The sequence below is a fragment of the Streptomyces globosus genome (genome assembly GCF_003325375.1).
GTDB classification, from domain to species: Bacteria; Actinomycetota; Actinomycetes; order Streptomycetales; family Streptomycetaceae; genus Streptomyces; species Streptomyces globosus_A.
This window is the reverse complement of record NZ_CP030862.1, coordinates 3,754,045-3,774,776: the sequence shown is the minus strand read 5'-3', so window position 1 is coordinate 3,774,776 and position 20,732 is coordinate 3,754,045. Positions and strand designations below refer to the sequence as shown.

At 75.6% G+C, this 20,732-nt stretch carries 22 protein-coding genes; 6 read left to right on the top strand and 16 right to left on the bottom strand.

What is annotated here, in order from left to right:
- The first annotated feature begins 7 nt into the window (after positions 1-7).
- Positions 8-565 (top strand): DinB family protein, encoded by a 558-nt coding sequence (locus C0216_RS16460; protein ID WP_114056014.1) that lies wholly within the window; start codon positions 8-10, stop codon positions 563-565.
- Between the two features lie 50 nt (positions 566-615).
- Here the strand turns inward: C0216_RS16460 and C0216_RS16455 are convergent, their stop codons facing one another.
- Positions 616-1,239 (bottom strand): TetR/AcrR family transcriptional regulator, encoded by a 624-nt coding sequence (locus tag C0216_RS16455; protein WP_114058713.1) that lies wholly within the window; start codon positions 1,237-1,239, stop codon positions 616-618.
- A 143-nt stretch (positions 1,240-1,382) separates the two neighbouring features.
- On the opposite strand from C0216_RS16455, the gene C0216_RS16450 reads away from it, so the two are divergent.
- Positions 1,383-2,174 carry an SDR family NAD(P)-dependent oxidoreductase gene (locus C0216_RS16450; protein WP_114056013.1) on the top strand — a complete coding sequence of 264 codons (792 nt, stop codon included), beginning with the start codon at positions 1,383-1,385 and terminating at the stop codon, positions 2,172-2,174.
- A gap of 242 nt (positions 2,175-2,416) precedes the next feature.
- Here the strand turns inward: C0216_RS16450 and C0216_RS16445 are convergent, their stop codons facing one another.
- The 3 genes from C0216_RS16445 to C0216_RS16435 form a co-directional block, all read right to left on the bottom strand.
- A complete protein-coding gene (locus tag C0216_RS16445; protein WP_114056012.1) occupies positions 2,417-2,968 on the bottom strand; it encodes a TetR/AcrR family transcriptional regulator in 552 nt (183 codons plus the stop codon).
- A 74-nt stretch (positions 2,969-3,042) separates the two neighbouring features.
- On the bottom strand, positions 3,043-4,437 hold the full coding sequence (locus C0216_RS16440) for an amidase (protein WP_114056011.1): 1,395 nt from the start codon (positions 4,435-4,437) through the stop codon (positions 3,043-3,045).
- On the bottom strand, positions 4,424-4,639 hold the full coding sequence (locus tag C0216_RS16435; protein ID WP_114056010.1) for a hypothetical protein: 216 nt from the start codon (positions 4,637-4,639) through the stop codon (positions 4,424-4,426). The genes C0216_RS16440 and C0216_RS16435 overlap by 14 nt, the downstream gene beginning before the upstream one ends.
- A 147-nt stretch (positions 4,640-4,786) precedes the next feature.
- On the opposite strand from C0216_RS16435, the gene C0216_RS16430 reads away from it, so the two are divergent.
- Positions 4,787-5,683, top strand: a complete 897-nt coding sequence (locus tag C0216_RS16430; RefSeq protein ID WP_114056009.1) for an MBL fold metallo-hydrolase — start codon at positions 4,787-4,789, stop codon at positions 5,681-5,683.
- Positions 5,684-5,703: 20 nt separating this feature from the next.
- Here C0216_RS16430 and C0216_RS16425 read toward each other — a convergent pair whose 3' ends face one another.
- Together C0216_RS16425 and C0216_RS16420 are read right to left on the bottom strand one after the other, a co-directional pair.
- A complete protein-coding gene (locus C0216_RS16425; protein ID WP_114056008.1) occupies positions 5,704-5,919 on the bottom strand; it encodes a hypothetical protein in 216 nt (71 codons plus the stop codon).
- A 148-nt stretch (positions 5,920-6,067) separates the two neighbouring features.
- Positions 6,068-6,646 carry an NUDIX domain-containing protein gene (locus tag C0216_RS16420; RefSeq protein ID WP_246042576.1) on the bottom strand — a complete coding sequence of 193 codons (579 nt, stop codon included), beginning with the start codon at positions 6,644-6,646 and terminating at the stop codon, positions 6,068-6,070.
- A gap of 238 nt (positions 6,647-6,884) precedes the next feature.
- Between C0216_RS16420 and C0216_RS16415 the strand changes: the two genes are divergently transcribed.
- Positions 6,885-7,937: an aldo/keto reductase gene (locus tag C0216_RS16415; RefSeq protein ID WP_114056006.1), complete on the top strand. Its 1,053-nt coding sequence runs from the start codon at positions 6,885-6,887 to the stop codon at positions 7,935-7,937.
- 40 nt (positions 7,938-7,977) lie between these two features.
- Here the strand turns inward: C0216_RS16415 and C0216_RS16410 are convergent, their stop codons facing one another.
- The 4 genes from C0216_RS16410 to C0216_RS16395 form a co-directional block, all read right to left on the bottom strand.
- The gene (locus C0216_RS16410; protein ID WP_114056005.1) at positions 7,978-8,901 is read right to left on the bottom strand and encodes an SDR family oxidoreductase; all 924 of its coding nucleotides are present in this window, start codon (positions 8,899-8,901) and stop codon (positions 7,978-7,980) included.
- Between the two features lie 220 nt (positions 8,902-9,121).
- Entirely contained in the window at positions 9,122-10,456 is a 1,335-nt protein-coding gene (locus tag C0216_RS16405; protein WP_114056004.1) for a vWA domain-containing protein, read from the bottom strand.
- Positions 10,453-11,703 carry an AAA family ATPase gene (locus tag C0216_RS16400; RefSeq protein ID WP_114056003.1) on the bottom strand — a complete coding sequence of 417 codons (1,251 nt, stop codon included), beginning with the start codon at positions 11,701-11,703 and terminating at the stop codon, positions 10,453-10,455. The genes C0216_RS16405 and C0216_RS16400 overlap by 4 nt, the downstream gene beginning before the upstream one ends.
- A 104-nt stretch (positions 11,704-11,807) precedes the next feature.
- Entirely contained in the window at positions 11,808-13,214 is a 1,407-nt protein-coding gene (locus C0216_RS16395; RefSeq protein ID WP_114056002.1) for a hypothetical protein, read from the bottom strand.
- A 280-nt stretch (positions 13,215-13,494) separates the two neighbouring features.
- Between C0216_RS16395 and C0216_RS16390 the strand changes: the two genes are divergently transcribed.
- Together C0216_RS16390 and C0216_RS16385 are read left to right on the top strand one after the other, a co-directional pair.
- The gene (locus C0216_RS16390; protein ID WP_114056001.1) at positions 13,495-14,169 is read left to right on the top strand and encodes a hypothetical protein; all 675 of its coding nucleotides are present in this window, start codon (positions 13,495-13,497) and stop codon (positions 14,167-14,169) included.
- A 225-nt stretch (positions 14,170-14,394) separates the two neighbouring features.
- Positions 14,395-15,279 carry a nuclease gene (locus C0216_RS16385; RefSeq protein WP_114056000.1) on the top strand — a complete coding sequence of 295 codons (885 nt, stop codon included), beginning with the start codon at positions 14,395-14,397 and terminating at the stop codon, positions 15,277-15,279.
- Positions 15,280-15,304: 25 nt separating this feature from the next.
- On the opposite strand, the gene C0216_RS16380 is transcribed toward C0216_RS16385, so the two are convergent.
- From C0216_RS16380 to C0216_RS16355, 6 genes are all read right to left on the bottom strand, one after another.
- On the bottom strand, positions 15,305-15,754 hold the full coding sequence (locus C0216_RS16380) for a hypothetical protein (RefSeq protein WP_114055999.1): 450 nt from the start codon (positions 15,752-15,754) through the stop codon (positions 15,305-15,307).
- 97 nt (positions 15,755-15,851) lie between these two features.
- The gene (locus C0216_RS16375) at positions 15,852-17,135 is read right to left on the bottom strand and encodes a hypothetical protein (RefSeq protein WP_114055998.1); all 1,284 of its coding nucleotides are present in this window, start codon (positions 17,133-17,135) and stop codon (positions 15,852-15,854) included.
- A 108-nt stretch (positions 17,136-17,243) separates the two neighbouring features.
- On the bottom strand, positions 17,244-18,347 hold the full coding sequence (locus C0216_RS16370; protein ID WP_174250411.1) for a class I SAM-dependent methyltransferase: 1,104 nt from the start codon (positions 18,345-18,347) through the stop codon (positions 17,244-17,246).
- Entirely contained in the window at positions 18,344-19,564 is a 1,221-nt protein-coding gene (locus C0216_RS16365; RefSeq protein WP_114055997.1) for a glycosyltransferase, read from the bottom strand. Before C0216_RS16365 ends, C0216_RS16370 begins: the two co-directional genes overlap by 4 nt.
- A complete protein-coding gene (locus tag C0216_RS16360; protein WP_114055996.1) occupies positions 19,561-20,409 on the bottom strand; it encodes an alpha/beta fold hydrolase in 849 nt (282 codons plus the stop codon). The genes C0216_RS16365 and C0216_RS16360 overlap by 4 nt, the downstream gene beginning before the upstream one ends.
- Positions 20,406-20,669 carry a phosphopantetheine-binding protein gene (locus C0216_RS16355; RefSeq protein WP_114058711.1) on the bottom strand — a complete coding sequence of 88 codons (264 nt, stop codon included), beginning with the start codon at positions 20,667-20,669 and terminating at the stop codon, positions 20,406-20,408. The genes C0216_RS16360 and C0216_RS16355 overlap by 4 nt, the downstream gene beginning before the upstream one ends.
- Positions 20,670-20,732 lie beyond the last annotated feature (63 nt).

Genomic DNA, 20,732 nt, shown 5'->3' with positions numbered 1-20,732 from the left:
TGCGTGCATGAGCGAGCAGACCGAGCGGTGGACCAAGGCGACCGTGTACCCCGACATGTGGGCCGATCCCGCCGAAGACCCCCGCAACAACGAGTCCGCAGCGGACGGCGAACTCGCCACGCTGCTGGACTTCCTGGCGAACTACCGCCTCACCCTGCGCATGAAGTGCGAGGGCCTCGACCCCGGCCGGCTCGCCCGGCGCTCGGTGCCGCCCTCGACGATGTCCCTGCTCGGCCTGATACGGCACCTCGCCGAGGCCGAGCGCGACTGGCACAACTGGATCACCGAGGGGGAGCCGCTGCCCCGTCTGTACGGCGCGAAGGACGCGGACTTCGAAGGGGCGGTCGCCGAGCAGCCGGTGGTGGACGCCGCGTACGCCGACCTCGCCCGTGAGCAGGCCGCGACCGACGCCGAACTGGCCCGCCACGCCGATCTCGGCGCGCGGGTCGGCCGCGAGCGGGTCGCGGTACGGGAGCTGATGGTGCACAGGATCGAGGAGTACGCCCGCCACTGCGGCCACGCGGACCTGCTGCGCGAGTGCATCGACGGGAGGGTCGGCCAGTAGCCGCGGCGTGGGCGGGCCGCCCCGACGGCCGGCACGGCACGTCCGCGCGGTCAGCCGGGACGGTTCCCGGACGGCGGGCGGCAGGCCGCGCCGCACGGGGCGGGGCCCGCTCCGGCCGCCGCGCCCGTCAGGAGCAGGAGGGTGTCGACGAGGTCCTCCGCCGGTGAGCCGGTGGCCAGTCTCCGCAGCTGCTGCCCGAAGACCAGGGCCACCACCGCGCCGGCCAGGCGATCGGGGTCCGGCAGGCCGAGCCGCCGGAGGATGCCGCGGGCGAGCGAGTCGTACGCGGCGAAGCACTCCGCGGCGGCGGCCCGGAGCCGCTCGTCGCGCCCCGCCTGGATGTACAGCTCGAACGGCGCGATGTGCCTGCTGTCGAAGGTGGTTCCGCCCGCCACCGTCTCCACCATCTCGGCCGCGCCCGGGATGTCCAGGCCGTCTGCGCGGGCGCAGTTCTCGGCCAGCTCGGTGAAGTGCTGCGTCTCCTGGGCGACGAAGTGCAGCAGGCTCTCCCGCAGCAGTTCGTGCTGGGTCGTGAAGTGGTAGGTGACCGAGCCCAGCGACACCTGCGCCTCCTTCGCGATCCGCCGGTTGCTCAGCGCGGCGATGCCCTCCGCGCCGATGATCCGAAGGACGGCGTCGATGATGCGCTGGCGGGTGTCGGCTGCCTTCTCCATGCGCGCCATGGTCGCATCCGGCGGAAACCGCCCCGCGGGCCGGGTGCATCGGCAACCGATCCACGCGATGGCATGGACACGTTCGGTCGGGCTGCTCTATGGTCCCGTTCGTTCGAACGAACAAGGGGAGAGGGCGACCACGGATGCGATTCGACGGATCGACGGTTCTGCTGACCGGAGCCACCGGCGGCCTCGGGACGGAGCTCGCCGGAGCACTCGCCGGCAGGGGTGCCTCCCTCGTGCTCACCGGCCGCAGGAAGGACGCGCTGCAGGCCGTCGCCGACCGGTTCGCAGCCCGCGCCGTCGTCGCCGACCTGGCCGACCCCGCCGACGTGGAGCGCCTCGCCGAGGAGTGCGGCGACGTCGACGTCCTCGTCGCGAACGCCGCCCTCCCCTCCAGCGGCGACGTACTCGACTACACCCCGGCCCAGGTGGAACGCGCCCTCGCCGTGAACCTGCACGCGCCCGTCCTCCTCGCCCGGCTCCTCGCGCCGCGCATGGTCCGGGCCCGCCGCGGCCACATCGCGTTCGTCGGCTCCATCTCCGGCAAGGCGGCCACCAGGTCCTCCGCGCTCTACAGCGCGACGAAGTTCGGGCTGCGCGGCTTCGCCCTCGCCTTCCGCCAGGACCTGCACGGTACGGGCGTCGGCGTGTCCCTCGTCCAGCCCGGATTCGTCCGCGACGCCGGCATGTTCGCCGCGACGGGCGCCAAGCCGCCGGCCGGGATGCGCACGGTCTCCCCGGCGCAGGTATGCGACGGCCTCGTCCGCGCCGTCGAGCGGAACCTGTGCGAAGTCAACGTCGCCCCGGCCGAGTTGAAGCTGCTGAGCGCGATCGCCGGGCAGTTCCCCGCCTTCGCCGAAAGGGTGCAGGGCCGCATGGGTGTCGAGCGCACCCTCAACGACATCGTGACCGCCCAGCGCGACGCCCGCTGACCCCGACCCCACTCGCCGGATCCGCGTCACCCCTCCTCCGCCGGAGAACGGAAAGGCGACCCGATGGACGGCACCTCCCCCGCCCCGCGGCACACCGCGCCGCCGCCGGCACGGGGCCGGGCCGCCGGGACCTCCTGCGCCTCGACACCCTCCTGGCCGCCGGCGGACTCGCCGCCGAGGTCCCCGCGGCCCTCGCCCGGGCCGACACCGCCACCGGGCGCGGCGGGGAGGTGGGCGTCCCGTCAGCGGGGCGCCGGGGCCAGGAGCGAGACCACGAGGGCGCGGGCGCGGGCCGTGTCCAGGCCGTCCGGCCGGAACAGGATGCGGTACACCAGTGGTGCGACGACGCGGTCGATGACCGCTTCCGTGTCCGGTGCCCGCTCGCCCCGGGCGGCCGCCCGTTCGAGGATGACGCCGATGTGCCCGGCGGCGTAGGCCGAGCACTGGCCGGCGTTGCCGCCGTCCGGGTCGCCGAGCAGCGCGTCGCGGACGTAGGCGCGGCCGGCGGGGGAGGACATCTCGTCGAGGAACTGCTCTGCCCAGGCCGTCAGGTCGGCGGCCAGCGTGCCGTGGTCGGCCGGGGCGGTGTCGGGCCGGAGGCGCTCCACGGCCACGTCCGACAGCAGCTCCTGCAGGTCGCCCCAGCGGCGGTAGACCGTCGAGGGGGTGACACCGGCACGCTGGGCGATCAGCGGGACCGTGAGGGCGTCCCGGCCCACCTCGGCGGTGAGTTCGCGCACCGCGGCGTGCACGGACGCCTGGACCCGCGCGCTGCGCCCGCCCGGACGCACCATCTGCCTGCTCACACGCACCACCTTAAGGCAAAGGCGTGGCTTTTTCCGGCGGGGTGCCCGGCCGGGTGCCGGGGCTACGCGGCGTGTGCCGGGCGGTCGGCCTCGCGGGCCTGCTCGTACGCGTGCCCGACGCGCAGGAGTACCTCCTCGCCCAGCGGCCGCCCCAGCAGCTGCATGCCGACGGGCAGGCCGGAGGCGTCGCGTCCGACGGGCACGGTGAGAGCGGGGAAGCCGGTGATGTTGGCGGGGGAGGAGAGGCGCACGTAGGCGTCCGAGACGGCCTCCGTGGTGCCGTCGGACCAGGTGACGCACTCCTGCCCCGCCCGCACCGCGGTCGTCGGGACGGCGGGCGCGGCGACGAGGTGGACGCCCCGGAGCAGGCGGGACCACTCCCGCCGCATGAGGGTGCGGGCGCGCTGCGCGCGCAGGTAGTCGCCGGCCGGCATGAGCGCGCCGGCCTCCAGCAGGACGCGGACGTCGTCCTGGTACAGCTCGGGCACGGTGCGCAGGGTGCGTTCGTGGTACGCGGTGGCCTCGGGCACCATCAGGCTCCACTGGACGGCCTGGATGTGGCGGGCCATGGGGATGTCGACGCCGACGAGGCGGGCGCCGAGCCCGCGGAGGCCGTCGATGGCCCGCCGGACGGCGGCCTCGACGTCCGCGTCGACGCGGTCGAAGTAGTAGGTGCGCGGCACGCCGATCCGCAGCCCCGCGAGCCCGGTGCCGGCGGGCGGCCGGCGGTCGGCGGCGAGCGGTGCGGCGATCGAGGCGGGGTCGCGCGGGTCGTGGCCTGCCAGCGCGTCGAGGACGAGGCCGGCGTCCCGGACGGTACGGGTGATCGGGCCGACGTGGTCGAGGGACCAGGACAGGGACGTCACGCCGTGGCGGGGGACGAGGCCGTGCGTCGGCTTGAGGCCGACGACGCCGTTCAGGGCGGCGGGCACCCGGATCGAGCCGCCGGTGTCGGTTCCGACGGCGAAGGTCGCGGAGCCGGCCGCCACGGCGACCGCGGACCCGCCGCTGGACCCGCCTGCGATCCGGCCGGGGTCCACGGCGTTCCGGGTCTGCGGGGTGGTGAGGCCGTACGCGAACTCGTGGGTGTGGGTCTTGCCGAGCAGGACGGCGCCCGCCGCCGCCAGGCGTGCGGCGACCGTGCTGTCGGCCCGGGCGCGGTGACCGGTGCGCACCCGGGAGCCGGCCGAAGTCGGCACGCCGGCCACGTCGATGAGGTCCTTCAGGCCCATCGGGATGCCGTGCAGCGGGCCGCGGCGGCGGCCGGCCGCGATCTCGCGTGCCGCGGTGCGAGCGTCGGCCCGGGCGCGCTCGGCGGTGACCGCGGCGTACGCGTTCAGGCGCGGCTCCGTGAGTTCGAGGCGCCGGAGGACGGAGTCCGTCAGCTCGACGGGGGAGAGGCGGCGGGTGCGGATGGCCTCCGCCGCCTCCGCGAGGCTCAGTTCACACGGCTGCATCGGGGGCCTCCTGGTGTGCGCGGTAGGCGAAGGCAGGCGGGGTGTCCGCGAAGTCGAGCTCCCGCAGGACGACGACGACGGAGTGGATGTGGCGGGCCGCCGCGGCTGCGGCGGCCCGGCGGCCGGGGGGCAGGGGGAGCCCGGCGCGGGCGGCCCACAAGGCCGCCTGTGCAGCCGTCGGTTCGGGGTCGGTGTCCGGCATGGATTCCTCTCACGCAAAAGCCAAGAGTTTGCATTTGGACTCTAAGGCCGTACGGTGGCCAAACGCAAACGGATTGCGTTTAGCGTCAAGAGGCCCGTCCATGACCGCCGTTGCAGGGCCCGCACCGCGCCGAGGAGACGAACAACCGTGAGCACCACCACCGGACCGGCCTGGACCGTAGGCGACGACATCACCGTCCACCGCATCGACGAAACGCCCCTGCCGCCCGCCACCGGGCCGTGGCTGCTGCCTGCCGCCACCCCTGAGGTCGTCGCCGGCGAGGACTGGCTGCGCCCCCACTTCGCGGACGGCGCGGGCGTCCTGCACCTCGACAGCCACAGCTTCGCGTTCACCGCAGGCGGGCTGCGCGTCCTCGTCGACACCGGCATCGGCAACGGCAAGCAGCGGGCCAACCCCGCCTGGCACGACCTGGACACCGGCTACCTGGAGCGCCTCACCGCGGCCGGCTACCCGCCGGAAGCCGTCGACCTGGTCCTCCTCACCCACCTCCACGCCGACCACGTCGGCTGGAACACCCGCAAGCAGAACGGAAGGTGGATCCCGACCTTCCCCCACGCCCGCTACGTCGCCTCCCGCACGGAACGGGAGTTCTGGGCCGGACACGCCATGGACGAAGCCCGCCGCCGGATGTTCCTCGACTCGGTGGTCCCGGTGGAGGAGGCGGGCCTGCTCGACCTCGTCGACGTCCCGGCAGGGGGCGTCGGCATCACGCCGCAGGTGAGACTCCTGCCCACTCCGGGCCACACCCCCGGACACACGGCCGTCGAGGTGGCCGGCCGCGGCGGTACGGCGGTGATCACCGGCGACTGCATCCACCACCCCGTCCAGGTGGCCCGCCCCGGCATCGGTTCGTGCGCCGACATCGACCCCGAGCTCGCCGAAGCCACCCGGCGCGAACTCCTGGCCTCACTGGCCGGCACCGACACCCTGCTGCTGGGAACGCACTTCGCGCCGCCCACCGCCGGGCGCGTCGTCCGCCGGGGGGACTCCTACCGCCTCACCCCGGTCCCGGCCGGCCGGTGACGGCCGAAGGCCGGCGGCGGTCAGGGGCGCTCCCGGGTCTCCTCGACGACCGGCACGACCGCCGAGACGCGCCGCCGCCGCAGGACGCTCGCGTACACCGCCAGACCCAGAATGCCGGTGCCCATCATGAGCAGTCCGACGACGTCCAGGTTGACGCCCTCCATCTTCCAGTCGCTTGCGAAGGTGAGGATCGCCCCCACCAGGATCAGTGCGATGCAGCCGCCTATGCCGCGCATGGGGTGCTCCTCCGCGTTCGGGCGAGGTGGTTGGACCGGCACACCGGCCGCCGCGGCGACCCGCGGGAACGAGACGATGTGCCGAACGGACTTCACAGCCCCGCTCCTGCCCCCGAACCGCCTCCCGATGCAGGCAGGTCCGCGCACTTCAGTCCCCGGCACCGCCACGCAGCCGCCCGGCGTACCGGCGCACCCGCGCCACGTCCTCGGGAAACCACCCGGTCCATCCCCGCCGCAGCGATGTCCACGCCACGGCCTGCCCGTCCTCGGCGACGAGCGGGACCGCCCCGTCCACGACCGCCGCATACGACAGCCCCAGACACGCCGGCGCGCCCGCACGGTAGGAACGGACGGTGGCCGCAGCCGGTTCCGCCAACAGCCTCGCCCGCACGCCCGTCTCCTCGAACAGCTCACGCCGCGCCGCCTCCCTCGGTGTCTCGCCGGGCTCGACGCGACCGCCCGGCGCCACCCAGCCGCGCCACGGGTGACGGACCAGCAGGACACGGCTGAGGGAGTCGTCGAAAACCCACACCTCCGCCGCGAGAGGCACCGCGAACCCGCGGTCGGCGGACTCCGGCAGCGCGTCGGCTCCGTCGAAGACCGAAGCCGCCGACATGACATCGGCCGCCACGGCCTCGGCGACCCTCCGGCCGAGCAGCCCGCACCAGGCGGTCCCGGCCCGTGGCCGGTCCGGGGACGGCATTGCGCCGGGGTGATGGTCACTCATGACAGGCAGCCTGCCGCACGGGTGTGACAGCGCCGACCGGGACACCGGGCCGGGATCAGGCCCGTTCCAGGCCCTCGGCCATCTGCCGCCCTGCGACGGCCGGTTCGTGCCCCGCGCGCGCCGCGTCCTCCGCCAGGCCGGCGGCGGGGGTCCGGCCCGCGGACCTTGCCGTCGAGTGTGCTCCAAGTCCTAGACTGGCGCCGCTTCCACCCACCCCCACCTGCGACGGAGCACCGGCATGCGCTACCGCGTCCTCGGCAAGACCGGCATCGAGGTCAGCACCCACTGCCTCGGCACGATGATGTTCGGGGGCGTCGGCAACCCCGACCACGAAGACGCCGCCCGCATCATCCACACCGCCCTCGACGCAGGCGTCAACTTCGTCGACACCGCCGACATGTACTCGGCCGGCGAGAGCGAGGAGATCGTCGGCAAGGCCCTCAAGGGAAGGCGCGACGACGTCGTCCTCGCCACGAAGGTGCACTTCCCGCTCGGCGAGGGCCGCAACCGCAGCGGGAACTCCCGCCGCTGGATCCTGAAGGCCGTCGAGGACAGTCTCCGGCGCCTGGACACCGACTGGATCGACCTCTACCAGGTGCACCGCCCCGACCACACCACCGACATCGAGGAGACGCTGTCCGTCCTCGGCGACCTGGTGACGGCCGGCAGGATCCGGGCGTTCGGCTGCTCCGCGTTCCCCGCGGAGGACCTCGTCGAGGCCCACCATGTCGCCGAGCGGCGCGGGCTGATGCGGATGCGCACCGAGCAGCCCCCGTACTCGATCCTCGCGCGCGGCGTCGAGCGGGCCGTGCTGCCGACCGCGCAGCGCCTCGGCATGGGCGTCCTGACGTGGTCGCCGCTCGCGTCCGGGTTCCTCTCCGGGGCCGTCCGGCAGGGCCGGCCCGTGGACCTCACCACCGGCCGGGCCGCGCGCACCCCGCACCGCTTCGACCCCGCCCTCCCGGGCAACGCCGCCAAGTTCGAGGCGGTCGAGGAACTCGTCGCCCTGGCCGGGGAGATCGGCTGCACCCTCCCGGAGCTGGCCGTCGCGTTCCCGCTCGTCCACCCGGCCGTCACCTCGGTGATCATCGGCCCGCGCACCATGGACCAGCTGACCTCCCTGCTCAAGGGGGCCGACCTGCTGCTCGACGACGCGGCCCTCGACCGCATCGACGCGATCGTGGCGCCCGGCACCGACCTCTACCGGGCCGACGGCGTCTGGCAGCCGCCGTCGCTGACCGACACCGCGGCGCGCAGGCGCCCGCCCGCGGACCGCCCGGCAGCCGCCTGACGCCTGACGCCTGCCCGGGCACCCGTGTCTGCGGGCGGGGTCAGCCGTCCCGGTGCCCCGGGTGCCGGTGGGCGTGCCAGTCCGCGAGGCCGCCGTCGCCCAGCACACCGACGTCCGCGGCCAGTTCGGCGCGCGTACGGGTGCGCAGTTCGCGGCGGGCGATGCGGGCGACCACCGCCGGAAACAGCGGCCGCAGCGGCTGGCACCAGCGCAGCCAGGGCGGCGCGTACACCGACGGGGAGCGGCGGGCGATCCCCTCGGCGAGCCAGGCGGCGACCTGCTCGGGGGTGCGGACGCGGCGGGCGAAGCCCGGCTGGTGGCGGCGCAGGGCCCGCAGGACGGGGTGGTCGTCGATGCCGCTGATCATGTCGGTGCCGGTCCAGTGGACGTAGGCGATCCCGACGGCGACCCCGTCCGGCTCGACCTCGCCCCGCAGCGCCTGTGCGAACGACTCCACGCCCGCCTTGGAGGCGCAGTAGGCGCTCATCATGGGCGCCGAGCCCAGCGCGGCGGTCGAGGCGACCTGGAGGAAGTAGCCGCGCGTGCGGGTCAGGTGGGGCAGGAAGGCGCGGGCGGTGTTGGCGGACCCGGTGAGGTTGACGTCGATGACCCGCTGCCACAGGTCGGCGGCGGTGTCGGCGAACGGGCCGCCGACGGCGATGCCCGCGTTGGCGGCGACCACGCCGGCCGGCCCGAGCCGCTCCTCGACGTAGCGGGCGGCGGCGCGGAGGGCCGCGTCGTCGGTGACGTCCGCTTCGAAGCAGATGCTCCGGTGCGGCAGGGTGGCGGCCGTGGCACGCAGGGACGCCTCCTCGCGGCCCAGCAGGGCCACGTGCATCCCGGACTCCGACAGGTTCCGCGCCAGCGCCGCCCCGATCCCGCGGGCGGCACCGGTGACGACCGCGACCCGCCCGCGCAACGGAGAGCCGGTCCCGTGCCGGCCGCCGGAGCGGATCTCGCGCATTCCGTCCTCATTCCTCCGCGGGGGACCCGACGGACGCCGATCGTCCCCCTCGGCCGCCCGGCACCCCCGCACGACACGCCCCGCATCACCCCCGGCCGCCCCCACCGTCCCCCGTTCCGCCGACCGGGGCGTCGTGCAGACCCCGTACGGAGAGGCCGCTCTGCGGCGTCGGCCTGACCGGACGACGGCGAGCAGCGGACCGATCGCCCCGCAGGCGGGGTCAGCCGAGTGTGACCACGCGGGCCCACTGCGGCGGCTCGTCCGGCCGGTAGTCGGGGTCGTCCTCGCAAGGGGTGCCGGGCGGGGCCGGGCGGGGGAAGAGGCCCACCACCGTCCGGCACGGCGGGGGGTCCGACGGCCAGGGCGTCTGGCCGTCGGTGAGGGCCACGACGACATCGGGCCGCGGGCGGGACCGCAGCGCCCGCGCGAAGCCCCGGCGGAGGTCCGTGCCCCCGCCGCCGACCAGCGGGATCCCCTCGGCCCGGCACAGCGGCCCCACGACCCGGGCCGCGGCGTCGCAGGTCAGTACGGTCACCAGGTCCCGGCGGCCGCCCACGGCCCGGCATATCGCGGCGACTTCGAGGAGCGCACCGCCGAGCTCGGCGTCGCTCACCGAGCCCGACGTGTCGATGACCACGGCGACCTGCGGCGGCCGGCGCCGCAGGCTGGGCAGGACCGTGCCCCGCAGTGCGGACGACCGCCGCGAGGGGCGGCCGTAGCTGTAGTCCTCGCCGGCGCCCGAGCCGGAGACGGCCGAGCGGATCGCCGCCCCCAGCAGGTCCCGCCAGGGCTGCGGCGGATGGAAGGCCTCCTCCGCCCACCGCTGCCACTGCCGCGGGGCGTTCCCCGGCCGGCCCTTGATGCCCTGCGCCACACGGAACCGGACCGCGTCGCGTTCCTGCGCACTGAGCCCGTGCGCCCCGTCCCGACCGAGGTCCCACTGCCGGTCCAGCCCGTCGGCGCCGCTGCCGCAGTCCAGCCAGGACAGGTGCCCGAACTGCGGTCCGAGCCGGAACTGCCGGAGGTAGTCCTCCATCAGCTGCCCCTCCGGCAACTGCAGCGTCTCCGGCAGGACGGCGCCCTCCGGCGTGACCAGCCCGTCGCCGAACGCGTCGTCGTTGATCTCGCAGTCGGCGGCGATGTTCATCCGCAGCCGCTCGGCCCGGCCGGTGAGGCCCTGCTGCCGCGCCACCCGGTCGCTGCGCCCGTGGTGGTCCCGCAGCAGGTGCGACACCTCGTGCACCCACACGGCGGCGAGCTCCTCCACCGGCGTGCGGTCCACGAAGCCGGGGGAGACGTAGCACCGCCAGTGCCGGTCGACCGCCATCGTCGGCACCTGCCGCGACGGGACGGCATGCAGGGCGTACAGGGCCGTCGCCACATACGGCCGGGCCCGCGCCGCCTGCAGCCGGGCGGCGTACAGCTTGTCCAGGTCCAGGCCCCGGTCGGAGTCCCCGTCCGAGTCGGCGGCCGCGGGCGCGGCCCCGCCCGGCTCCGCCTCCGACGGCCCGCCCGCTCCCGGTGCGGCGTCCGCCGTGTCCGCCGCGCCCGTCATCGGCCGGCCTTCGCGCCGGGCGCGGTCCGCGCCGCCGCCCGGTCGGCGCGGCGCGAGAGGGCCACCACCCCGGCGAGCTCCTCGATCGCCTCGGGGACGTCCCACGCGTCGCGGCGCAGCGAGGCGAGCGTGGTCGCGGGAACCACCACCAGGTCGGGGGCCCCGGATTCGACGGCCCGCACCAGGAGCGTCCAGGCGGCGTCCCAGCGGGACTTCTCGGGGCGGCTGCGCACGGCCGCGACGACGGAATCGAGCACGGCCTGCCGCAGGTCACCCCGCTCGGGCAGGACGGCCGCCTCCGGATCCGCCAGCAGGTCCTCCGGGTCCGGCAGGTCCATCCGGTCCAGGCCGGCCAGCAGCTCCAGTCCCGGACCGTCCCCGACCGCGCCACGCACCAGCAGGGACAGGACGTCCCGGGAGGATCCGGCCGCGGTGGCAAATGCGATCAGACGCAGCGTCATCTCCCAGCTCCGCGGGGACGGCCAGGCCCCGCCGCGGCGCGTCTCCCCGGCCGGCAGCCGGTGCACGAGCGCCGGACGTCCGGCGAGCAGCCCGCACACCGCCCGGCGGGCGAGGTCCACGGCGTCCGCGAGCCGTGCGGGGTCGAGCTGCGGCAGCGTCGCCCGCGGCCACGTCCCGCCGAGGCCCCGTACGACGACGTCGTGGTCGTGCACCCACTGCAGGTGGACGAACCGGTTCGCCAGCGGGGGGCTCAGCTCCCATCCGTCGGCCGCCGACGCACGCGGGTTCGCCGCGGCCACGATGCGCACGCCGTCCGGCAGCCGGAGGGAGCCGATGCGCCGTTCCAGTACAAGGCGGAGCAGGGCGGCCTGCACGGCCGGCGGCGCGGTCGACAGCTCGTCCAGGAACAGCAGTCCGCGGCCGGCCCGCACCAGGCGGACGGCCCAGTCCGGCGGCGCCATCGGCACGCCCTGCACGGCGGGGTCGTCGCCGATGACGGGCAGGCCCGAGAAGTCCGACGGCTCGTGCACGCTCGCGATCACCGTGGTCAGCGGGAGGCCCAGGTTCTCGGCGAGCTGGGTGAGGGCCGCGGTCTTGCCGATGCCCGGTTCGCCCCACAGCAGGACGGGCAGGTCGGCGGCCACGGCCAGGGTCAGGGCTTCCAGCTGTACGTCGGGGCGCGGCTCGGTGGTGGTGTCGCGGAGCAGCGCCAGCAGCTCGGAGGCGACGTCGAGCTGCGCCGGGGCGGGAGCGGACGGGGCGGGAGCGGACAGGGTGGAAGGCATGGTAATCACCGTGGGTGTGTGTGAGCGGGAGCGCGCGGGCGCGCACGGGGAAGGGAGCGGGTGGCGGTGCGGCGCGCGGGCGCCGCCGCCGTCGTCGGGAGGGGTCAGTAGAAGAGGGCCGAGGTGCGCTGCCGGGCGCGGGAGGGCCGGACGCGCCGCGCCGGCGGCTCGCCACCGGCCCCGGCCGGGCCGCGCCCGGGGCCGGGCCCGACCAAGCCGGCCCGGTAGAGCCCGTACGTGATGCGCTGCCGGGCCGCCGACTCCAGCTCGTCCCGCAGCAGGCCGTCCCGGAGGACGGCCCCGGGCCCGAGGAGGGACTCGACGGCCTCCAGTGCCCCGGCGGTGTCGCCGTGGGCGAGGCGCTCGCGGATGCCGGGCAGCGACTCGGGCCGGCGGTGCGCCCGGTCGATGGCCCGCAGGCAGGGCAGCGGAGTGCCGGTCAGGGCGACCAGCAGTTCCTCGCGCCGGAGTTCGTCCGGGCCGTGGTCCAGTGCGGCCAGGACACCGTCGACCAGCCCGATCCGGTGCCTGGACCCCCGGCAGTCCACGTGGCGGGGCCCGTCGTCCGGTTCGGCGCCCGGCGGCGGGCCGGCCGGAACGTGGCCGGGTACGAGCGCGCCGGCGACGAGGGGGTGCAGCCGGTCGGGTCCGATCAGCCCGGCGCGCAGCAGCTCCAGGTCGGGCGGTACCCACGCCGCCGCGTCGGGCAGTACGGGCAGCCGGAGTCCGCCCGCGGGCGCCGCCGCGGGCCGGCCGGTGGCCGGGTCGATGACCAGCCGGTGCCGGCTGCCCAGGCGCACCTCGACGGGCCCGGGCTCCAGGCCGTCGGCCCGGAGCAGGAGCCCGGCCTCGTCGGGCCACAGGTCGGGGGCGCAGCGGTACGCCGGCGCGGCGGAGGCCGACCGCCCGGGCGGCAGCGCGAGCGCCGGCGCGGGCGCGGTGCCCGGCGGCCGGTCGGCGCCCGAGCGGTGCCGGAGTTCGCCCGCCCTGCGCGCGTCCCACAGGTGGCGGTGCAGGTCGAGCCGGAACCGCCGCGCGGGCCGCGGATGCGGGTGGTTGCGGGCGGCGGGCGCGGCCTCGGGCCGGGACCGGTCCCAGAGCCCGAGCACGATCCGCTGGCCGGCGTCCGCCCAGGCCGGCGGCGTACGCACCACGAGGTACAGCGAGCCCGTGCCGTCGGGCCCGGTCCCGGCGTAGCGGGCCAGGGCGACGGTCAGGCCGGGGCGCAGCAGCCCGTCGGGGGCGGTCCGCGGCATGTGCCAGCGCAGCAGGTCGGGTGCCAGGTGGCGGAGGTCGGCCCGGAGCCGGGCGGCGCAGTCGCGGCCGTAGGTCCGGGCCACGGACGGCAGGTGCAGGTCGACGTCCACGCCGGCGGCGGCACAGGCCCCCGCCCAGTCGCCGGCGGAACGGCGGGCGGTCGCGGTGTGGATCACGGAGGGCGGCACGGCGTACCGGCGCACGCGCAGCCAGAGGGACAGACGGGAGTCGTCGTCCGGGAGGTGAGTGGCCATCAGCACTCACCTTGCGCGGACGGTTCCCCCAATCGGTGCAGAGGAGAAGTCTTCATCGCGGCGAGCGTAGACCGCCCCGGCCGGATCCGCCAGGAATTTTCCGCGCGGGGCACGGTGGGGGACCGGCAGGAGTGGCTCATTTCCGCCGTGCCCCTGCCCGGCATCGGAAGAATCTCACCTCGCAACAGGCGGTGATCGAACGCGCAGCCGGGCCGCGGTCGAACGTGTGCCCGGGGCGCAGCCGTTCACTGATCCCCCCAGCAAGGTGAGAGGTACCTCGATGACAACAACCCGCGTCAAGCGCCACACGGCCCGCGCGCTCTCCGTGGCGCTGTCGGCGTGCGCGGTCGCCGCGGCGACGGCCCTCCCGGCGGCCGCCGCGGACCAGCCCACCCGCAAGCTGCTGATGGCGGACTGCCGGTCGGGCGAAGGCAAGTGCACGTTCAACTCCCCGAAGCTGGGGGAGGCGTACCTGGGCGAGTTCCGGCAGGTCTCCAACTCGCTCTACAACTGCAGCACGTCCGACGCCACCCAGTCGATGACCTGGGACGACACGGTCGGCGCGACGGACTCGCTGGGTGTGTCCGTCACGGCGGGCGGCAACATCGCCGGGCTCGTCGACCTGAGTGTTACGGCGAGTTACAGCCACAGTTGGTCGAGCAGCCACTCCGAGAGCAGCTCGCTCAACATGACGGTGAAGCCGGGCGAGGTGGGCTGGATATCCCGCGCCCAGGTGATGCAGAAGGTCACCGGCACGTGGCAGACCCACTACGACAGCCCCAAGTGGGGCCACTACTACTGGTTCTTCCAGGACACGATCACCGGCCCGGCCAAGAACGGCACGGACGGCAAGAGCAACGCCGTCGTGGTCAAGACCCGGAAGATGACGGCCGCGGAGAAGCGTTCCTGCAAGGAAGGCTCCTCGAACGGCAAGGCGGTCGTCCGCGCCCTCTAGCAGCGGACGCACCCCCGGCCGCGCTCCCCGGTGACACGGCGGTCCCCGGTCCCACCCCACGCGGGACCGGGGACCGCCCCGCACCAGCCCCGGACAGCCGCAGCGCCGCCCGGGCCCGTGGACGCCACACGGGGGGCCGGCGGGCGCGGCCCCGACACGGCGACCCCACCCGTGTGTACTGTGCGTGAGCGACGACCGCGCACAGTGATGTGGAGGGGAGCCCTCATGTCCATGCTGCTGATCAGGGGCAGGTTCAAGGTCGAGGGAGGCCCGAAGCCCGACGGCGACACCCTCCCCTTCATCCCCGACGACGTCGCCGACTGGAAGCTTGTACCCGGCGGGCAGGTCGTCCCCGGCGCCGACGGGCGCGCGAGCATCCGGCTCGAAGGCATCGACGCCCTGGAGACCCACTACGGCCAGGAGCCGGCCCCCGTCGACCACCAGCCCCGCCCGCTGGCCCACGAGGCCGCGGACGAACTGCTGAAGACCCTCGGCTTCGGCACGGTCCTGCGCGACGACGACGAGACCCTCGCCACCGTCCCGGACAGCGTGCCCGGCTGGATCCTCACCCGCGGCGCCGACGCGTACGGCCGCTGCGTGGCGTTCGTCGGCCGCGGCACCCCTCCCGTCTACAGCGGCTACTGGACCGGCGTCAGCGCGAGACTGCTGGAGCGGACCGCCAACCACCGCCTCCTCGAACGCGGACTGGCCTACCCGGCGTTCTACTCCGGCCTCCCGGTGTACCTGCGCGAGCTGCTCACCGAGGCCGCGGAGAAGGCACGGGCGTCGGCCGCAGGGGTGTGGGCGGTCGACAGGACCCTCCAGGGCTTCCCTGTCACCGGCAAGAAGTCGATCACGCACGACCGCGAGGGGGCGGTGATCCTGCCGAAGCTGTTCCGCCGCCTGAAGGACTACCTCGACTTCACCGGGGACCCGAGCCCGTCGGCGGACTGCTTCCGCGCCTTCCTCGCCGGGGCGGCGGACGAGTACCGCCTCCTGCCCGACACCAAGCGGCTCTACCGGGGCCTGCACCACATCGTGGAGGTCACCCCCGACAACATCGTGCGGATGACCCGCTCGTGCCGGGAGATCGTCTTCACGGAGAAGTGACGGCGGCGGACGGTCCGGCTGCCGTTCAGTGCCAGACCGTCTGCACGGAGTCGAACTGCACCCAGGTGATCGGGTTCCCGGAGTTGCCGCCGTAGATGGTCAGGGAACCGGCGGTGTTGACCTCGAAGCGGCAGGCGTTGATGCCCTGGCTGTTGTTGCGCGGCGCGGTGGCGCGGACGAGGCCGGTGGGCCGCAGCGCCGCAGGCAGCGTGGCGACCTTCCGATCGGCGGTCAGGCTGCAGGCCACCGAGCCGCGCGCCTGCAGGAAGGCCGTACCGGCGATCGTGACCAGCCGGACCTGCGGCACCGCACCCGCCCGGGCGGTGACACCGGGTTCCAGGACGAGGTCCGTCCACGGCTGAGCCTCGACCCCGCCGGCGGCGACGGCGGGCGCGGCGGACAGCACCTCGGCGGCGGTCAGTGCGGCGGGCAGGGCGAGGGCGGCGCCGAGGATGCGGCGGCGGTTGTGGGTCATGGCTGGGCGGTCTCCTCGGCCGTACGGGGAAAGGGGAACGGGGGACGGAGGGAACGGGGGACGGAGGGAACGGGGAACGGTGGAGGCCGCTGTGCGGTCAGCGCCAGACGGCGCTGTAGTTGTCCAGCTGCGCCCACGTGACCGGGTTCGCCGTACGCCCGCCGTAGAGCCACAGCTCGCGGATCGAGTTCGCCTCCGCCCGCGCGGTGCACACCCCGCCGCTGTTGTTGCGCGGGACGCTGCACTGGGCCGCCATGCTCGGAGCCAGGGCGTCGGGCAGCCGGCCGATCAGGGTGTCCGCCTCGAAGGTGCCCTTCACCCCGCCGCTCAGCTGCAGCACCGTCGTACCCGCGATGGCGACGAGGCGTCCGCGCGGGGGCCGCACGTCCGCGGTGACGCCGCTCGCGAGGGGGATCGGCTGCCAGTCGGCCAGCACCTTCACCCCGCCGACCTCGGGCGCCCCCGACAACGACACGATCGTGCAGGTGCGAGGGCCGGGCTCCTCGCCCGCGAACCCGACGTGCACGTGCGGCACCCCGCCGCGCACCGAGACGGCCATCCCCTCGGGCTCCCGCAGCTCCAGGCCGGGGGCGGCGGTGGTGAACCGCTGGTCGAGGACCGACCCGTCCGTCCAGTCCACGGCCGTCAGCCAGGTGTTGCCCGGCGGCTTCACGGTGTCCGAATAGCCGCTGCCGGCCACCATGTACAGGACGCGGCCCAGGGAGGCGTACCCCTGGAAGGTGCCCTTCGCGTCCGGCTGGGCGATCCGGGCGACCGGAGTCCAGTCACCGGCCCGGGCCCGGTCCAGGTCGTACGACTCGAACACCATGCCGCCGCTCTTGAAGCGGACGATGACGCGGTTCGTCGTCGGGTCGATGGTGCAGGTGACGTTCGTGGCGCCGGACACCGGCCGGTACGCCGGGGCGAGCTGCGCCGAGCCCTGGGAGAGGGTGGTGCCGCTGCGGAACTCGAAGTGCGTGACGGCGGTGCCGTAGCCGTCCTTCTCCTCCTCGGGCATGTTCGAGCCCATCGGGACGGACGCGGTCTCGGTCCACAGGCGCGAGACGCCGCCGTCGTGCTCGACGCCCATGGACACGCCGTGGCCGAAGCCCCGCAGGTACATGTGCCCGGTGACGGTGCCCGCCTGGTCGAGCCGGGTCACGGCGAGGTCGCCGGCGTACGCGCGCTGTCGGCCCGTCCGGGGGCCGGACTCGCCGGGGAGGGTGAGGCCGCCTTCGACGACCTGGAGGACGAAGACGTCCCCCGTGACAGGGTCGACGCCGAAGGACTGCATCACCGTGGAGTTGTGCAGCCTCCGCCGGTGCAGCAGCTTGCCCACCGGTCCCGCCATGTCGACCTGTCCCTCGACACTGGTGCCCAACTGCGCCTCCTGCCGGCCGTCCGCCGCCCGTACCACCGGCCCGGACGCTCCCGTCCGGGCCGGGGCACAGTCTCGCACCGGGCCGGACGCCGCCCGGGACCGGGGGGTTCATCCCCCGGCCGTCGCCGGTGCGGCGTCAGGCCGGGCCTCGCGGCGGGCCACCAGCCGGTAGGCGTTCGTCAGCCCCCACCGCTCCGCCGCCAGGCCCGCCACCGTCCGGTCCAGGACGGTCGCCGCCAGCAGCAGCGGCACCCCCGCCAGCAGGGTCGCGCCCCGCAGCGCCCGCCGGGCCGGCCCCGGCGGCTCCGGCAGCCACGGCAGGTCCTCCCGGGGCGCCGCCGCGTCCAGCGCCAGCCACGCCGCCGCCACCAGGTCCACCGCGTCGTGTGCCTGCGCGTGCTCCTGCGCCAGCACCGTGAACCCGCACGCGTCCAGCCTCCGGCGCAGGTTGCCCGCCGGCGCCAGGTGCAGGTGCTGCGGCTGGAGCCACGGCAGCCACCAGCGGCCCAGCAGCCGCGCCCAGCGGCTCTCCGGGTCCGGCACGTCCACCACGAGCAGCCCGCCGGGCCGCAGGACCGCGTACGCCGCCTCCAACTCGGCGAGCGGATCCGGCGCGTGCTCCAGGTAGTGGAACATGCTCACCACGTCGTACGACCCGGGCGCCTTCTCCGCCAGCTCCGCGAACGTCCCGCGGTGGCCGTGCCGCACCCGCCCCGCGAGCTCGGCCAGCTCCGCCCCGTCGGAGCGGTCCAGGCCGTCGAACGCCACGTCGGGCAGGAGCTCCGCGGCCGTCGCACAGAAGTGCCCGTGCCCGGTGCCCACGTCCAGCCACTCCGCCGGACCGGCCAGGTGCGGGCGCACCGACTCGGCTCGCGCCCGGTAGGAGGCCGTACGCCCCGCGAAGACCCCGGCGAGGCGCTCCTCGCCCAGGCCGTCGTAGAAGTCCCGGTAGTAGAAGGCCAGTCCGCGCTCGCTCAGCCGCGGGTTCTGGAAGACGTGCCCGCAGTCGTGGCACCGGTCCAGGGCGAACTCGCCCGGCTTGTGCTGCAACAGGTCCGCGGTGCGCAGCCGGCCTCCCAGCCGGCCGGAGCCGCACCACGGGCAGCGGTGCGCGCGCGGCTCGAAGAACACCGCCGTACCGTCCGCGAGTTCCTCCCGGTACACCGCGCGCAGCGCGGCCACCCGGGCCGCGCGCTCCCTGCGCCCGCTCATCCGTCCTCCCCTTCCCCGGCGCCTGTCCGGGCCAGCCGTTCCAGATGGTCCGCCGCTGCGGCCGCGCCCCCCGCCGCCCGGAACGCGGCGGACACTCCCGCGGCCGCCGCCCGGATGCGCGGCTCTCCCAGCACGGTGTCGAGGGCCGCGCCGATCGCGGCGGCACCGGCCCGCCCGAAGCGGACCCGCACGCCCGCCCCGCACCCCTCGACCTGCGCGGCGACCACCGGCTGGTCGTCGCGGATCGGCGCCACGACCAGCGGGACGCCGTGCCACAGCGCCTCGCACACCGTGTTGTGGCCGGCGTGGCAGACTGCGGCCGCGGCCCGCTCCAGCAGGTCGAGCTGCGGCACGAACGGCAGCGCGACGACATCCGGATCGTCCTCCCGTGCGCCGAGTACGCCGTCGGGATCGGCGAACACGCCCTGCACGGCCCCGGCCCGCGCCCGCACGGCTGCCGCCGCCTCGGCGAGGAACCGGCCGCCGGCGCCGGCGTTCGCGGTCCCCAGCGTCACCAGCACCAGGGCGCGCCCGGGATCGAGCCGCTCCCACGGGAACGCCGCCGGGCGCGGCCGGGCCGCCAGGGACGGCCCGACCCAGGCGATCCGCTCGCCGCCGCGCAGCACCGGCCCGGCCAGCTCGGGAGTGCTGAACGCGAGCACGAGGTGCGGGGAGAAGCGCGGGTCGCACCTGCCGCCCGGACGCCCGATCCGCCGGCGCAGGCCGCTCAGCAGCGCGTCGTTCCAGGCGGCGACCCGCGGCATCGGGGCGAGCGCGTCCGCGAACTCCGCGGACGTCGTCGCCGACGTCGCCCACGGGATCCCCAGGTCCTCGGCGACCAGCGCCCCGGCCAGCGCCTGCTGGTCGGCGACGACCGCGTCCGGACGGAACGCCCCGACCGCCTCGCGGACCCCGGGCGCCATGGCCTCGGCGAGCGGCACCAGGAAGCGCTCCCACAGGAAGCGCAGCGCCTCCGGGCCGCGCATGCCGGGCGGGCGTACGGGGTCCGTCCCGCCGCCGCCCCCGCCGCCCCCGTCTTCCGGGCCGCTCCGGGCGCACGGGTGGACGGCCGCGTCCGGTCCGGCCAGCCGCCGGACCAGCACCGGGTCGCCGGCCCAGGCCACCCGGTGGCCCCGGGCGGCCAGTTCGGACGCCACCCCCACCAGCGGGTTGACGTGCCCGACGAGCGGCGGGACCACGAGGAGGAAGGCGCTCACCGGGCGTGCACCCGCGGCCCGGCGGCGGCCGGCTGCCGCTCCGCCGCCGCGGGCGCGGTGGTGCGGCCGACCCAGTCGAGGACCGCGTCCCGCACCCGCGCCGGCGCCTCCACCAGGACCGAGTGGCGCAGCCCCGGCACCAGCTCCGCGGTGCAGTGCGGCAGCAGTGCCCGCAGCCGGGGCGCCTGCCCGGCGAGGTCGGACTCGGCCCCGTACAGGGCCAGGACGGGGCAGCGCAGGGCCCGGATCGCGTCGTCGTCGAGCACCGGGCTGGCCGGGATGTCCACGGCGATGCTGGTGTCCCGTACGAGCCGCCCGGCGGCCCTCGCCAGGCGGGCGGTGTGCCCGCCGTGGTGGGCGGCGATCCAGGCGAGCGCCGCATCCTCGTCGGCGGTCATCTCGTGGCGGACCCGCTCCAGCAGGCCTGCCAGCTTGGCCGCCCACGCGGCGGTCGCGGGCTCCGACTCCACCACCACCAGGCCGGCCACCCGCTCCGGGCGCCGCAGCGCGTACGCGAACGCGACCGTCCCGCCGTACGAGTTGCCCACCAGGTGCACCGGCCCCCGCACCCCCAGCCCGGACAGGACGGCGTCCAGGTCCCCGGCCGCGTCGTCGAGCCCGTACCCGCGGGCCGGGCGCTCGCTGCGGCCGTGGCCCCGCTGGTCGTACATGACGACGTCCAGCCCCGCCGCGGCCAGGGCCGGGGCGATGGTGAAGTAGTAGCTGGCCAGGCTGTCGGTGAGCAGCCCGTGCACCAGCACCACGGTGGCCCGCGCGGGGCGGCCGTCCGGCGGTGCGAGGCGCTGCACGTGCAGCCGGACCCGGCCGGTGTCGAGGACGGTCACCGCGTCCCCACCCCGTCCGCGGCCTTCAGGCACCGGCGGATGTGGTCCACGAGCCGGCCCACGTCCAGCTCGATGATCTCCTCCAGGTCCAGGTCCGCGACGAACTCGGCGAAGTTGACCGCGCCGCCGTAGCGCTCCTCCAGCAGCCCGGCGAGCGTCACCAGGTCGATGCTCTCCAGTTCGAGATCGGCGCCGAAGCGCGTTCGCATCGTGACCTCGCCCTCCTCCACCTCGTAGCCCTCCAGCACCTGTCGGATCATGGCGGTCAGCTCGGCGAGCACCTCCGCCTCGTCGGCTCCCCCGGACGGATCGGGCCCGCTGCT